This is a genomic window from Streptomyces griseus subsp. griseus, assembly GCF_003610995.1.
In the GTDB taxonomy this organism is placed as follows: domain Bacteria; phylum Actinomycetota; class Actinomycetes; order Streptomycetales; family Streptomycetaceae; genus Streptomyces.
Genome location: NZ_CP032543.1, coordinates 1,812,009 through 1,825,481 on the forward strand (window position 1 = coordinate 1,812,009; position 13,473 = coordinate 1,825,481).

Genomic DNA, 13,473 nt, shown 5'->3' on the forward strand with positions numbered 1-13,473 from the left:
CCGGTGGTGTCACCGGTACGCCTCCGCCAGGGCGGTGGCCTCGTCGAGGGTGAGGCCGCCGCCCTGCTCGTACGCCGCCGTGAACGCCGCGTCGTCGAGGCGCGCCCGTACGGCCTCCTCGGCGTGCGCCAGGGTGCGGCGCTCCATCATGGTCGGCACATGCCCCTTCGGCAGGAGGGCCGCCTGGAGCGCCAGCAGCCGGGCGGCGTCCTCGGCGGCTCCGGCCGCGTCCAGTCCGGCGAGCGCGCGGGCGGCGGTCGTCAGGTGGGCCGACCGCATCTGCGGAGCGACCATCATTGACAGCCGGTCCCGCGAACTGTCCAGCGCGGTCAGCGCGTTGGACAGGGCGGAGGCGTGGGCGCCTTCGAGGTTGTCCAGCCAGGCCAGCACGCCGAAGACGAAGCCGCCGAAGATGGCGACATCGCGCGACCCGAAGTCCTCGCGGACCAGGTTCGTCTCCCTGCGGGCCTCCTCCACCCGCCCCTGGAGCCCGAGGGCGAACCCCAGGTGCATCCGGGCCATCGGGGTCGCCTCGTGGCCGGACTGCCTCCCGTTCTCGGTGATGTCGCGCAGGATGGCCTCGGCCTCCTGGAGGCGGTCGAGTTCGATGAGGGCCCCGGCGTACCGGGCGCGCAACAGGGCCACCTGGCTCTGGGCACCGATCTTCTGCGCGTACTCCACGGCGTCCGCGTAGTCCCTCAGGGCGGCGGTGAACCCGCCCGCCCGCTCGTTGGCCTCGCCCCGGGAGGAGAGCGCCTCCGCGGCGCCCCAGTCGTCGCCCAGCCGGGTAAAGATCTCCAGGCTCTCGTCGGCGTCGGCACGCGCCTCGGCCACCCGCTCGGGGTCGTTGGCCAGGAAGTTGGCGCGGGTGTGGAGTGCCGAGCCCAGCTCCCACTCGTAGCCCAGCTCCCGGCAGGCCCGGACCGTCCCGTGCAGCAGCTCGTACAGTCGCGCCGTGTCGCCGCTGAGCAGGACCGCGTACATCCAGAGCGTCCCCGGCATCCGGCAGGTCTGCGGCTGGCCGGGCCGGTAGGTGTCGACGATGATCCGCAGCCGCCGCTCCCCTTCGGGGGTCGACCACTCGCTCAGCGCGAGGTCCTGGCCGGCCAGCTGGATCAGCCCCACCCCGCGCCGCGCCTCCGCGAGCTGCTCGTCGTCCATCGGCGGGGGCCGGTCGGTGGCCCGCTCCGGCAGCGAGGGGGCGCGGACGCCGGGCGCCGCGAAGGGATCGGGCCCGAGCGAGGCGGCGGCCTCGCCCCACTGGCGGGCGTCCGCGCGCAGGTCACGCAGCATCCAGTACCAGGCCATCGACAGCACCACGCAGAGCGCCTCGTGCTCGTCCCGCAGGGCGACGGCGTGCCGGAAGGCGGTGCGCAGGTTCTCGTACTCGCGCTGGAAGACCGCGATGGCGTCCCGCTGTCCGGCGCCGCGCACCTTCGGGCCGGTGATCCGGGCCAGTTCCCGGAAGTGGACCAGATGGCGGCGGGCGACCGGCTCGCGCTCGGCGGCCTCGTCCAGGCGCTCGGCGGCGTACTCTCCGACCGTCTCCAGCAGCCGGTAGCGCATCCGGCCGTCGTCGCCGGGCGCGGCGACGACGAGGGACTTGTCGACCAGCGAGCCGAGCAGGCCCGCGACGTCGAGGCAGTCCACGGCGGCGCTCCCGCCCTGCCCGGGCAGGGCGCAGACCTCCTCGGCGGCGGCGAGGGAGCAGCCGCCGGAGAAGACGGCCAGGCGGCGCAGTACGGCCCGTTCCTCCGCGTCCAGCAGCTCCCAGGACCAGTCGACGACCGCCCGCAGGGTCTGCTGGCGGGGCAGCACGGTCCGGCTGCCGTTGGTGAGGAGGCGGAAGCGGTCGTCCAGCCGGTCGGCGATCTGGCGCGGGGTGAGCATCCGCAGCCGGGCGGCGGCCAGTTCGATGGCGAGCGGCAGCCCGTCGAGGCGGCGGCAGATCTCGGCGCAGGCGGCGACGGTCTCCTGGTCGGTGTCGGTGCGGAACCCGGGCCGGGCCGCCGCCCCGCGCTCGGCGAGCAGGCGCAGCGCCATCGGGTCGGGCAGCGGGTCGACGGGCCGGACGAACTCGCCCGGTACGCCGAGGGGTTCGCGGCTGGTGGCGAGGACCGTGAGCCGCGGGCAGTGGGTGAGGAGGTGGTCGGTGAGGGCGGCGGCCGCCCCGACGACGTGCTCGCAGTTGTCCAGGAGCAGCAGCATCCGGCGCGGGGCGCAGTGCTCGGTGAGGCGGACGAGGGGGTCGTCACCGGTGCGGTCGACGGCTCGTAGCTCCTCGGCGCCGGCGCCCCGCAGCACGGTCTCCCGGGCGCCGAGCGCGCTCAGGACCGCCTCGGGCACGGCGTCCGGGTCGTCGACGGGGGCCAGCTCCGCCAGCCAGACGCCGTCGGGCCAGGCGTCGGCGACGGCCTCGGCGGTCTCCTGCGACAGCCGGGTCTTGCCCGCGCCGCCGGGGCCGAGGAGGGTGACGAGCCGGGCATGGGTGAGGTCCTCGCGCAGGGCCGCGATGTCGCTGTCCCGGCCGACGAAGCTGGTGAGCCGGGCGCGGAGGTTGCCGTGGGCGGGCGGGGGCTTCGGGGCGGCGGGAGGCACCACGGGGGCGGGCGGCTCGGGCGCGGCCGGTCTCTGGTGGAGGAGCTCCCCGTACAGGCCGCGCAGCTCGGGCCCGGGGTCGGTGCCGAGGCGTTCGGAGAGTACGGTGCGCACCTCGTCGTACGCCGCCAGCGCCTCGGCCGTGCGTCCGGCGTCCCGCAGGGCCCTGATGCGCAGGGCCTGGAGGGGTTCGTCGAGGGGGTGGGCGGCGCAGAGCGCGGTCAGCTCCCACAGGGCCTCGTCCGCCCGCCCGAGGAGGCGCAGCGCCTCCAGCCGGGTCCGCCGGGCGGCGAGTCTGCGGGATTCCAGGCGGGCGGCGGGCGCCGTGCGGTCGGGCAGGTCGTCCAGCGGCGGCCCGTCCCAGAGCGCGAGGGCCTCGTCCAGGACGGTGACGGCCTTGGCCGCGTCGTCCTGCTCCAGGGCCCGGTTCCCCTCCCCCGCCAGCCGCTCGAACCGGTGCAGGTCCACCGCGTCCGGCTCGGCGGCGAGCCGGTAGCCGCTCTCCACCGACTCGACGGCGCTCCGCCCCAGCGCCCGCCGCAACCGCCCCACCAGCGCCTGGAGCGCGCCGGCCGCGTCGGCGGGCGGGTCGCCGTCCCACACCTCGTCCACGAGGACCCCGGCGGGCACGGTCCGTCCGGGGTGCTGGGCGAGGACGGTGAGCAGGGCGCGCAGCCGCGCCCCGCCGAGGGCGACGGCCGTGCCGTCGTCGCGGAGTGCCCGGGTGGTGCCGAGGATGCAGTAGCGCACGGGCCCATTGTCATCGACGGGCGCGGTGCCGGGGGCGGCCGGGTGGAACTCCTGACCGGGGCGTCGTCGTTCCCGCCGTACCGGCGCGCGCACGGGCGTGCGTACGGTGTCGCTGTTCCCTCCGTACCACCGCCTGTATGGGCGTGCGTACGGTACCGCCGTACCAGCGTGCTCGTCGGCGTACGTACGATGTCGCCGCCGTTTCCCCCAGCCCCAGGAGTTGTGTGCCGATGACCACCGCAGCCACCCGCGGGGACCGGAGGATCAGTCCGGTCTTCCTCGGGATCGCCGCCGTCACCGCCGTCGCGGGCTGGGCCGTCTGGACGGGCTTCGCGGGCGCCACCGGCTTCGCGGTCTTCCTCTTCGTCACCGGGGCCTGGATCGTCTCGCTCTGCCTCCACGAGTACGCCCACGCCCGCACCGCGCTGCACAGCGGGGACCTGTCGGTGGGGGCGAAGGGCTATCTGACGCTCAACCCGCTGAAGTACACGCACGCCCTGCTCAGCGTCGTGCTGCCGGTCCTCTTCGTGGTCCTGGGCGGGATCGGCCTGCCCGGTGGCGCGGTCTACATCGAGAGGGCCCGCATCCACGGCCGCTGGAAGCACAGCCTGATCTCGGCGGCCGGGCCCCTGACGAACGTGGCGTTCGCGATCGTCTGCACGGCGCCCTTCTGGCTGGACGCGCTGGACGGGGTCCCGCTCGCCTTCCAGTACGCGCTGGCGTTCCTGGCGATGCTCCAGGTGACGGCCGCGATCCTGAACTCCCTGCCGATCCCGGGGCTGGACGGCTACGGCGTGATCGAGCCGTGGCTGTCGTACCGGATCAGGCGCCAGGTGGAGCCGATCGCGCCGTTCGGGCTCCTCGCGGTCTTCGCCATCCTGTGGATCCCGGCGGTGAACACCGTCTTCTTCGACGGGATCGACGCGCTGCTGTGCCTGCTGGGCGTGGACGACCTCCAGCGGTACTGCGGTTACGACCTCTACCGCTTCTGGAAGGCGTTCTTCGGCGAGCAGAACCCGGTGTGCGCGGTGGGGTGACCGCGCACCCGGTCCGTCCTCACCCGGCGGCGGCCACGGGCTGGGTCCGGGCTCCCCGGCGCCGTCGCCCCTCGCGCAGGGCGGCGGCGAGGATCGCGACGGCGACCCCGCCGAACGCCCAGGCGCCGAGGACCCACAGGGCGCCGGTGGTGGCGTTGCCGTCGAAGTAGACGGTGTTGCGCACCACCGTCGTCCCGGCCCCAGGGGGCAGCGCCTGGCCGATCGCGCTCCAGAACGGTGGCAGCAGCGACGACGGATAGACCCCGCCGGAGCTGGGGTTGCCCAGGATCGTGAAGATCAGGATGGTGAGGCCCAGGCCCACCGTGCCCGCCACCGACTGGAGGGCGACGCCCACCGCGCCCGAGGCGAAGACCACCAGGGTGCCGATGCCGGCCAGCTCCCAGAAGGCGCCCGGCAGGCAGTTCAGCACCGGTCCCACGATGATGGCGCCGCCGATGCCCGAGACGAAGCCGTACGGGAGCATCGCGGCCAGCCGGACCAGGGTGCGGCGCAGGGTGGGCTTCTTGGAGCCGGCCGCCATGTTCAGGGCCGAGGCGGCGAGGTAGCCGCCGATGGTCCAGCTGAGGACCAGGTAGAAGGAGGACAGGCCCCGCGAGTCACCGGCGGCGGGCGGGCGGATGTCCCGTACGACGATCGTGCGGTTCTGCGCCCGGGCGACCTCCTGGAGGATCTCCGTGGCCGCCGTGGCGGCCGACGGGCCGCCCGCCGAGGCGACGATCAGGGTGTCGGTGCGCTTGGCCGGGTCCATGACCAGGGCGGCGTCGGTGCTCCGGTCCAGCAGCCGGGCCCGCGCCTCGGCGCGGCTCGCGACGGCGGTCACCTGGAGCGGGTCACCGGGGAGCGCGTCCAGCCGGGCGACCAGGTCCTTCTGGACGGCGGGCGGCGCGACGACGGTGATCGGCACCTTGTGCGGCTTGGGCGCGTGGAAGGCGCCCATGTAGGAGAGGGCGAAGCCCAGCTGGAGCAGGAGCACCCCGAGCATGACGAGCGCCGACCGGGTGGAGACGGCGTCGCGCACCTCCCCCAGGAAGCCCCGGTCCCCGTCGCCGCTCCGTGCGGTCGATCCTGATCCGTACCCGTCGTCCCTCGCGTCTGCCACGCGGTCCTCCCTCGGTCGGCCTCGCCACGGCCGTGGCGAGGCCGTCACATGGTCGGCCCCGGGCGGCGTCCGGGCTCCGGGGCGCGCCCACGAGGCAGGGCCCACGACCCGAACGGCTCAGGGGCCACGAGGGGTGGTGCGGGGAGGGTTCAGCGAGCCTCGGCGGCCGCCGCCTCCATGCGCTGCTTGCGCACGTAGAACCAAACCATGTTCGAGGAGAGCCCCGCGATCAGCACCCAGACGATCCCGAGCAGGCTGCCCTGGACGAAGGAGACCACGGCCGCCGTGACGGCGAGGACGCAGACGACGAGGGCGTAGAGAGCGAGGCGGGGCATGGGGGGCGGCTCCTGTCGGGGAACGGTCGCGGTCCCGTCCAGTCTCCCCCATGCCCCGTTGTGCCCCGCCCTGGCCCGGGTCCGGGTCCGGGCAGGAAGGATCAGACGTCGGTGGTACGGAGTCCGGCGTGGGCCTTGTAGCGGCGGTTGACCGAGATCAGGTTCGCCACCAGGGACTCCACCTGGTGGGCGTTGCGGAGCCGGCCCGCGAAGATGCCGCGCATCCCCGGGATGCGGCCCGCCAGCGCCTGCACGATGTCCGTGTCGGCCCGCGCCTCGCCCAGCACCAGGACGTCGGTGTCGATCTCCTCGATGGACTCGTCCTGGAGCAGCACCGCCGAGAGGTGGTGGAAGGCGGCGGTGACGCGGGAGTCCGGCAGCAGGGCGGCGGCCTGCTCGGCGGCGCTGCCCTCCTCCGGCTTGAGGGCGTAGGCGCCCTTCTTGTCGAAGCCGAGCGGGTTGACGCAGTCGATGACGAGCTTGCCCGCCAGCTCCTCGCGCAGGGACTCCAGGGTCTTGGCGTGACCGTCCCACGGCACGGCGACGATCACGATGTCGCTGCGCCGGGCGCACTCCGCGTTGTCCGTGCCCTCGACCCCGTGGCCGAGCTCGGCGGCCGCCTCGGCGGCGCGTCCGGCGTCCCGGGAGCCGAGGGTGACCCGCTGTCCGGCGCGGGCGAGCCGGTAGGCGAGGCCGCGCCCCTGGGGGCCGGTCCCGCCGAGTACGCCGACGCTCAGGGCGGAGACGTCGGGGAGGTCCCAGGGGTCCTTGGCGGGGGGCTTGGGCGCGCTGCCGCTGTCCTGTGTAGTCATGGGCCGACCCTACTGCCAGGTAGGGCCCGGAACCCCGTCCCGGGGGCTCCTGAACCCACCCCGCCGCCCGACCGCCGTACGGTCCTCCGTTCGGGTGACGGGGAGCCGTGCGGGGGCCACCGGGCGGGGTGCGGGGGCAGGATGCCGGGCCATGGATGCCGTACGTGTCGCCCTGCTCCGTGACGTACTGGCCGGGACCCCGTGGCCGGACTCCGCCCGCCGGTTCGCGCTGGCGTTGCGCTCGTCCGTCGTGCCGCACGGCGGCGGGCTGCTGCTGGTGGGGACCGAGGCGTACGAGCCGTGGCACCTGGCGGCCCACCTGGCGGACGAGTCCACCTGGTCCGGGCTGCCGGAGCTGACGCCCACCCTGGTGCGGCACCGGGTCCAGCCGGGCGATCCCGCTCATCTGTCGGCGGGGCTGGGCCGGATCGAGGCGGCGGGGCGGGGACAGACCGTGCTGCTGGTCGCGCCGGAGCGGCCGGACGGCGGGCTGCTGGAGCGGGTGCACGACGCGCGGCGGGCCGGCGCCCGGGTGCTCGCTCTGGACGGCGGTGACCCGGAGGTGGGCGGGCTGGCCCACGAGTCGCTGGTGGTCGGCCCGGGCGACGAGGTGGACCTGGACATCGTGCAGCACCTGGTGAGCGCGGCGGCCGGGGAGAACAGCAGACCGGTGGCGCGCGGCGGCCGGACGTTCCGGGACCGGCTCTCCCGGCTCGCGGACCGGCTGACGGAGCCGCCGCCGGGGCGGTGGTGAGGGGGAGTACGGGGCCCCGACGCGGGCGGTCGTCCGTGGCGGGGTGGCCGGTTACGACTGTCCGGGGAAAATCTGTTTGCCCGGAGCGCCCCGGAGTACCGAACATAGCCCTTCGTGACCGAAGCTTCCCCTGCCTCACCGCCTCCGCCCCCGTCCCGGCTCCGCGCCCTGCTGCCGGACCTGGCCCCGTGGCACTCCTCGCCGGACTTCCGGCTGCTGTGGATCCAGGGGCTGATCACGTACTTCGGCAGCTTCATGGCGCTCATCGCGCTGCCGCTCCAGATCAAACACCTCACCGGCTCGCCGCTCGCGGTCGGGGCGATGGGGGCGGTGGAGCTGGTGCCGCTGGTGGTCTTCGGGCTGTACGGCGGGGCGCTCGCCGACGCGGTGGACCGGCGCCGGGTCATCCTGCTCACCGAGGCGGGGCTCGGCGTGCTCGCCGCGATCCTGCTGGTGAACGCCTTCCTGCCGGAGCCGCTGCTGTGGCCGCTGTACGTCGTGGCCGGCGGGGTCGCCGCCCTGGCCGGGCTCCAGCGGCCCGCGCTGGACTCCCTGATGGCCCGGATCGTGCCGCACGCCCAGCAGACGGCGGCGGCCGCGCTGAACTCGCTGCGCTGGCAGATCGGGGCGATCGCGGGCCCGGCGCTGGCCGGCCTGGTGGTGGCGTACGCCGGTCACGGCACGGCGTACGCGGTGACGGTCTGCACGTTCGCCGTCTCCGTCGTGCTCTGCCTGCGGCTCTCGCCCGCGCCGCCCGCCAAGGAGGCGGCGAAGCCGTCGCTGCGCGGGATCGTGGAGGGGGCCCGGTACGCCTGGAGCCGGCCGGTGCTGCTGGGGACGTACGCGATCGACCTGGCGGCGATGTTCTTCGCCTTCCCGAACACGATCTTCCCGTTCCTGGCGGACGAGCTGGACGCGGAGTGGTCGCTGGGGCTGATGTACGCGGCGGGCTCGGTGGGCTCGCTGGCGCTCGGGCTGACCAGCGGCTGGACGTCCCGGGTGCGGCGGCACGGGCTGTTCGTGGTGTTCGGGGCGGCGGTGTGGGGGCTGGCGATCGCGGCGGCGGGCTGGTTCTCCAGCGTGTGGGTGGTGCTGCTCTGCCTGGGGGTGGCCGGAGCGGGCGACATGCTGAGCGGTCTGGGGCGCTCCACCATCTGGAACCAGACCATTCCGGAGGAGCTGCGGGGGCGGCTGGCGGGCATCGAGGTGCTCTCGTACAGCGTGGGGCCGCAGCTGGGGCAGGTCCGGGCCGGGGCGATGGCGGGGTGGACCGGGACCCGGTCGGCGATCTGGACGGGCGGGGTGGCGTGCGTGGCGTCGGTGGCGCTGCTGACGGCCGCGCTGCCGAAGTTGGTGCGGTACGACTCGGAGACCGATGAGGATGCGGTGCGGAGGCGGGAGGCCCGGGTGGAGGGGTGACCCCGGGCCCGGGCCGGGTGGCCCGGGCTTCCGGAGCCCCGCCCCTCGAACGCCGGAGGGGCTGAGGGCGCGGCCTCAAGCGCCCGCGAGGCCGAAGGACGTCCTCAATCGCCGGACGGGCCGGAACGGTCCCCGGACGGGCTTGACGAGTCGTCCTCGTCGTGCCATTTCGGGTCGGTGTCCCACTCCAGGTTCCGGTCGCGGGCCGTGTCCATCGCGTGCTGGGCGGCCTCGCGGGAGGGGTAGGGGCCGAACCGGTTCTGGGCAGGGCACTCCGGGCCCTCCTCGACCTTCTTGTGCTCCAGGCAGTAGTACCATTCGCCCGGTTTGCCGACCGTGCGCTTCTTGAACAGGGCCATCGTCGGCTCCTTTCCTTATCGCCATGGTGCCCCGAGGGCGCTGGTTAGACTCGCTGGTATGTCTGGCCAGTCGCTTCTCGTACCAGGGGAGATCACTCCCGTCCGTTCCGTACCCGGAAACATCCGGCGTCCCGAGTACGTGGGGAAGCCGGCCCCGACGCCGTACACCGGCCCGGAGATCCAGGACGCCGACACCATCGAGCGGATGCGGATCGCCGGCCGCATCGCCGCGCAGGCGATGGAGGAGGCCGCCAAGCACATCGCCCCGGGCGTCACCACGGACGAACTCGACCGGGTCGCACACGAGTTCATGATCGACCACGGCGCGTACCCCTCCACCCTCGGCTACCGCGGCTTCCCCAAGTCGCTGTGCAGCTCGCTCAACGAGGTCATCTGCCACGGCATCCCCGACTCCACCGTGCTGCGCGACGGGGACATCGTGAACCTGGACGTCACCGCGTACATCAACGGGGTGCACGGCGACAACAACGCCACCTACCTCTGCGGCGACGTCGACGAGGAGTCCCGGCTGCTCGTGGAGCGGACCCGGGAGTCGCTGAACCGGGCCGTCAAGGCGGTCAAGCCGGGGCGGCAGATCAACGTCATCGGCCGGGTCATCGAGTCGTACGCGAAGCGGTTCGGCTACGGCGTCGTGCGCGACTTCACCGGGCACGGGATCAACTCCTCGTTCCACTCCGGCCTGATCATCCCGCACTACGACAGCCCGAACGCCACCACCGTGATGCAGCCCGGCATGACGTTCACCATCGAACCGATGCTGACGCTGGGCACCCACGAGTACGACATGTGGGAGGACGGCTGGACCGTGGTGACGAAGGACCGCAGGCGGACCGCCCAGTTCGAGGAGACGCTGGTGGTCACGGAGACCGGCGCGGAGATCCTCACCCTGCCGTAATCACCCCAAAGTTTCCGTTACCGGACCCTCCGCTCCCTTGTGGCGTATTTTTTTACCGACAAGCAGTCGGGAACCAGTTGACTTAGGTAAACCTAAGTAGGAGGATCGGCACGCCGGCACGCGCCGCCGCAGCGTCGCGGCGGTCGCCTGCCGATATTTCCGTCTGTTTCTGGACTTCCCGTCCCCTCGGCCCCGGAGGCCCGCCTTGGACGCAACCGCCACCGTCACTCCCTTCTCGACGCTCATCCGCACCGCGTCGCACGAACAGCACACCGAGGCCGAGACCTCGACCTTCATGGGTGACCTGCTCGGCGGGCGGCTGGGCGTCGACGCGTACACGCGCTACACCGAGCAGCTGTGGTTCGTCTACCGGGCGCTGGAGGAGGGCGCGGAGGCCCTGCGGAACGACCCGGTCGCCGGGCCCTTCATACAGCCCGAGCTGATGCGCTCCACCGAGCTGGAGCGCGACCTGGCGCACCTGCGCGGGGAGAACTGGCGCGAGGGCCTGGAGCCGCTGCCGGCGACCGCCGCGTACGCCGCCCGGGTCACCGAGTGCGCGCGCACCTGGCCCGCCGGTTACATCGCGCACCACTACACCCGCTACCTCGGCGACCTCTCGGGCGGCCAGATCATCCGCGACAAGGCGGAGAAGACCTGGGGCTTCGAGCGCAAGGGCGACGGCGTGCGGTTCTACGTCTTCGAGGAGATCACCAACCCGGCCGCCTTCAAGCGGGGTTACCGCGAGCTGCTGGACGGGGTGAACGCGGACGACCTGGAGAAGCAGCGGATCGTCGAGGAGTGCAAGCGCGCCTTCGCGCTGAACACCGCGGTCTTCCGGGAGCTGGGCGAGGTGTTCCCGCTCAGCGCGTAGTGACGGTCATATCGCTTGCGGCCGCCCGGGGTTCAGCCCGGGCGGCCATCAGGACGCGGCCCCCCACCTCCACCGTGCCGTCCGGCGCGGGTGCTGTGAGGATCTGGGAGCCGCGTCCTTGTGTGATGTTCAGGGCCCGGCCGAGGTGTGCGCTGAGCAGCATGGCGGCCGCTCCCGTCGCCTCGTCCTCGACGATGCCCTCGCCGCGCCTGGGGAAGGCCCGCGCGCGCACCCGCCCGGCGGCCTCGTCCTCCCAGGCCCAGACGTAGAGCCAGCCCTCTCCGGGCGGCGGTCCCGGCAGCGCCTCCACCTCGTCCGCCGTGGCGTACTGCTGGAACATGCGCGGCGGGGCCCACTCGGGGCGTGCGGTGATCCAGGTGAACTCCCCGTCCTGGCGGCAGAACACGTCCCCGACGGCCAGTTCCAGGATCTCCAGGTCCAGCAGCCAGGCGGCGCCGACGAGCGGGTGCCCGGCGAACGGCAGCCGCAGCCCGGGGGTGTGGATGTCCACCCGGCCGCGCTCCGGGTCGTCGACGAACACGGTCTCGCTGAAGCCCAGTTGCCGGGTCAGCCGCTGCCGGGCGGCCTCGTCGGGGTGGCTGCTTCCGTCGCGTACGACACCGAGGGCGTTGCCGTGGCGGCCGTCAGGTCCGCAGAAGACCCGCAGGACGTCGATGCCCCGGGGTACGTCGTAGTGGTTCACGTGCGCATTCAAGCATCACCCGGGGGCGGGGCGGGGGTTGAGCGGGGCTGGCGACGGCCGCAGGGCCGTACCTTCCGGTACGGCCCTGCGGGTGGTGCGGGGTTGATCAGGCGGTGGCGTCACGGCGACGGCGCGCCGCGACCATGACACCGGCACCGACCGCCACGACGAGGCCGGAGGCGCCGATCAGGGCGCCGGTCGGGACGTCGGAACCGGTGGAGGCCAGGGCGCCGGAGCCGCCGGCGGAACCGCCGGTGGCGGAGCCGCCGACCGTGCCGCCGCCGGTGGTGGAACCACCCGCGGTGGAGCCGCCCGCGGAGCCCGAGCCGCCGGTGGACTCGCCGGACTCGCAGGCGATGCCGTCGCCGTCGCCGTCGAGGTGGGCCGCGTATCCCGGTTCGCCCTTCTTGATGGGCGTCACGCCGGCCGCCTCGGCCTCGGCGCAGTTCTTGTACTCCGTCGAACCGCCCGGAGGCAGCGTGGCGTCCTTGTCGAGGGAGACGGCGGCGTTCAGCGCGTCCAGCTCCTCGCCCTTCTTGTACATGCCGCTGAAGGCCTTGGAGCCGTCCTCGGTGAGCGTCGCCGGGATGCCCTTGAGAGTGACGACGCCCTCCTTGGCGGCGAGCGCACCGGCGGGCACCTTCAGGTCGGCGAAGGCCAGTCCGGTGTAGGTGTTGACCTTGCCGGAGGCGCGGTCCTTGGTGGAGACGTCGGCGAGGAGCTTGCCGGAGGTGCCCTGGACGTCGACCTTCAGGTTGCCGAGGGAGAGGTCCAGCTCGTACTCGCCGCTGGTCTCGTGGCCGAGGAAGCGCACCTTGCCCTTGAACTGGGCGTTGAGCGTGTTCTTCTCGGCGTCGAGGGCGCCGGTGGCCTTGGTGAAGCGGTAGCCGTCGGCGTTGGCGGTGGCGCCGTCGCTCGTCTCGATCTTGCCGTGGGCGATCGGGCCGACGACGTACGAGCGGAAGGACTTCTTGAGGCCCCAGTCCAGGGTGCCGTCGACGACCGGGCCGCTGGCCGGCTTGGCGGTCTCGGTGGGGGTCGGTTCGGCCGTCCCGGTCGGCTTCGGGTCGACCGGGGGCGTGACCGGCGGGGTCACGGGGGGCGTCACCGGCGGGGTGGGCGGCGGCGTGGTGGGAGGCGTGGTCGGGGTGGCCGGCTTGACCGTCAGGGTGGCGGGGTCGATGACATCGCCCTCCTTGTAGGCGGAGCCGAAGACCGCGGCGCCCTCCTTGGTGAAGGTGGCGGGGATGCCCGCGAACGTCATGCCGGCGGCGCCGTTCGAGGGCGCGACGTCGGTGAGGTCCAGCTCGGCCATCTCCAGGTCGTCGCTGACGACCGCGTCCTCGCCCGGGGACTTGGTGGTCACATCGACGGTGACCTTGCCGCTCCTGCCGGCGGTGACGACCTTGAAGTCGGCCAGCTTGATGTCGAGGACGCCGCCGTGGGCCTCGTAGTGGACGCTGCCCTTGAAGCCGGTGGTGACGCTGTGGGTGCCGAGGTCGTACTCACCCTTGACCAGGGGGAACTTGTACGTGCCGTCCGCGTTCTTGGTGGCGCCGTCGGCGAGGGTGGCCGTGCCGCCCATGCGGTCGATCATCGCGCGGAAGGACGCCCGGACACCCCAGTCGAGGGTGCCCGACTCCAACGCGATCGGTGCCGGGGCGTCGGCCGCGGCCGCACGGCCCGCGGGGGCGCTGTCGGACGCGAAGGCCGGGAGGGCGAAGGTCGCGCCCAGGGCGGCGGCCGTGGCGACGGCTGCTGCCAGGGCTATGGGGCGGCGCGTTGCTGCCATGTCGGTG

General features: G+C 73.6%; 12 protein-coding genes. 5 read left to right on the plus strand and 7 right to left on the minus strand.

Annotated features, from left to right (window positions below; genetic code table 11):
• Nucleotides 1-9: 9 nt before the first annotated feature.
• Nucleotides 10-3,348: an ATP-binding protein gene (locus D6270_RS08365; RefSeq protein ID WP_109165996.1), complete on the minus strand. Its 3,339-nt coding sequence runs from the start codon at nucleotides 3,346-3,348 to the stop codon at nucleotides 10-12.
• 230 nt (nucleotides 3,349-3,578) lie between these two features.
• Between D6270_RS08365 and D6270_RS08370 the strand changes: the two genes are divergently transcribed.
• Complete coding sequence (locus D6270_RS08370) at nucleotides 3,579-4,385, plus strand: site-2 protease family protein (RefSeq protein ID WP_109165995.1); 807 nt, start codon at nucleotides 3,579-3,581, stop codon at nucleotides 4,383-4,385.
• Nucleotides 4,386-4,404: 19 nt separating this feature from the next.
• Here D6270_RS08370 and D6270_RS08375 read toward each other — a convergent pair whose 3' ends face one another.
• The 3 genes from D6270_RS08375 to npdG form a co-directional block, all read right to left on the minus strand.
• Nucleotides 4,405-5,505, minus strand: a complete 1,101-nt coding sequence (locus D6270_RS08375; protein ID WP_225976791.1) for an ABC transporter permease — start codon at nucleotides 5,503-5,505, stop codon at nucleotides 4,405-4,407.
• Nucleotides 5,506-5,654: 149 nt separating this feature from the next.
• Nucleotides 5,655-5,840 (minus strand): hypothetical protein, encoded by a 186-nt coding sequence (locus tag D6270_RS08380; protein ID WP_109165994.1) that lies wholly within the window; start codon nucleotides 5,838-5,840, stop codon nucleotides 5,655-5,657.
• 101 nt (nucleotides 5,841-5,941) lie between these two features.
• A complete protein-coding gene (gene npdG / locus D6270_RS08385) occupies nucleotides 5,942-6,652 on the minus strand; it encodes an NADPH-dependent F420 reductase (RefSeq protein ID WP_018511810.1) in 711 nt (236 codons plus the stop codon).
• A gap of 151 nt (nucleotides 6,653-6,803) precedes the next feature.
• On the opposite strand from npdG, the gene D6270_RS08390 reads away from it, so the two are divergent.
• Nucleotides 6,804-7,406, plus strand: a complete 603-nt coding sequence (locus D6270_RS08390; RefSeq protein WP_109165993.1) for a hypothetical protein — start codon at nucleotides 6,804-6,806, stop codon at nucleotides 7,404-7,406.
• Between the two features lie 114 nt (nucleotides 7,407-7,520).
• Nucleotides 7,521-8,825 carry an MFS transporter gene (locus tag D6270_RS08395; RefSeq protein WP_109165992.1) on the plus strand — a complete coding sequence of 435 codons (1,305 nt, stop codon included), beginning with the start codon at nucleotides 7,521-7,523 and terminating at the stop codon, nucleotides 8,823-8,825.
• A gap of 104 nt (nucleotides 8,826-8,929) precedes the next feature.
• Here D6270_RS08395 and D6270_RS08400 read toward each other — a convergent pair whose 3' ends face one another.
• Nucleotides 8,930-9,184 carry a hypothetical protein gene (locus tag D6270_RS08400; RefSeq protein WP_109165991.1) on the minus strand — a complete coding sequence of 85 codons (255 nt, stop codon included), beginning with the start codon at nucleotides 9,182-9,184 and terminating at the stop codon, nucleotides 8,930-8,932.
• Between the two features lie 58 nt (nucleotides 9,185-9,242).
• On the opposite strand from D6270_RS08400, the gene map reads away from it, so the two are divergent.
• Both map and D6270_RS08410 read left to right on the plus strand, forming a co-directional pair.
• On the plus strand, nucleotides 9,243-10,100 hold the full coding sequence (map, locus tag D6270_RS08405; RefSeq protein WP_109165990.1) for a type I methionyl aminopeptidase: 858 nt from the start codon (nucleotides 9,243-9,245) through the stop codon (nucleotides 10,098-10,100).
• A gap of 205 nt (nucleotides 10,101-10,305) precedes the next feature.
• On the plus strand, nucleotides 10,306-10,971 hold the full coding sequence (locus D6270_RS08410) for a biliverdin-producing heme oxygenase (RefSeq protein ID WP_109165989.1): 666 nt from the start codon (nucleotides 10,306-10,308) through the stop codon (nucleotides 10,969-10,971).
• On the opposite strand, the gene D6270_RS08415 is transcribed toward D6270_RS08410, so the two are convergent.
• Together D6270_RS08415 and D6270_RS08420 are read right to left on the minus strand one after the other, a co-directional pair.
• A complete protein-coding gene (locus D6270_RS08415) occupies nucleotides 10,961-11,674 on the minus strand; it encodes a PhzF family phenazine biosynthesis protein (protein WP_109165988.1) in 714 nt (237 codons plus the stop codon). The genes D6270_RS08410 and D6270_RS08415 overlap by 11 nt on opposite strands.
• 106 nt (nucleotides 11,675-11,780) lie before the next feature.
• Complete coding sequence (locus D6270_RS08420) at nucleotides 11,781-13,466, minus strand: HtaA domain-containing protein (RefSeq protein WP_109165987.1); 1,686 nt, start codon at nucleotides 13,464-13,466, stop codon at nucleotides 11,781-11,783.
• Nucleotides 13,467-13,473: the final 7 nt, after the last annotated feature.

Excerpts from the sequence above, each read along its gene's own strand:
- D6270_RS08370 (WP_109165995.1), top strand. The coding sequence starts at position 3,579 with ATGACCACCGCAGCCACCCGCGGGGACCGGAGGATCAGTCCGGTCTTC.
- D6270_RS08380 (WP_109165994.1), bottom strand. The coding sequence starts at position 5,840 with ATGCCCCGCCTCGCTCTCTACGCCCTCGTCGTCTGCGTCCTCGCCGTC.
- npdG (WP_018511810.1), bottom strand. The coding sequence starts at position 6,652 with ATGACTACACAGGACAGCGGCAGCGCGCCCAAGCCCCCCGCCAAGGAC.
- D6270_RS08390 (WP_109165993.1), top strand. The coding sequence starts at position 6,804 with ATGGATGCCGTACGTGTCGCCCTGCTCCGTGACGTACTGGCCGGGACC.
- D6270_RS08400 (WP_109165991.1), bottom strand. The coding sequence starts at position 9,184 with ATGGCCCTGTTCAAGAAGCGCACGGTCGGCAAACCGGGCGAATGGTAC.
- map (WP_109165990.1), top strand. The coding sequence starts at position 9,243 with ATGTCTGGCCAGTCGCTTCTCGTACCAGGGGAGATCACTCCCGTCCGT.
- D6270_RS08420 (WP_109165987.1), bottom strand. The coding sequence starts at position 13,466 with ATGGCAGCAACGCGCCGCCCCATAGCCCTGGCAGCAGCCGTCGCCACG.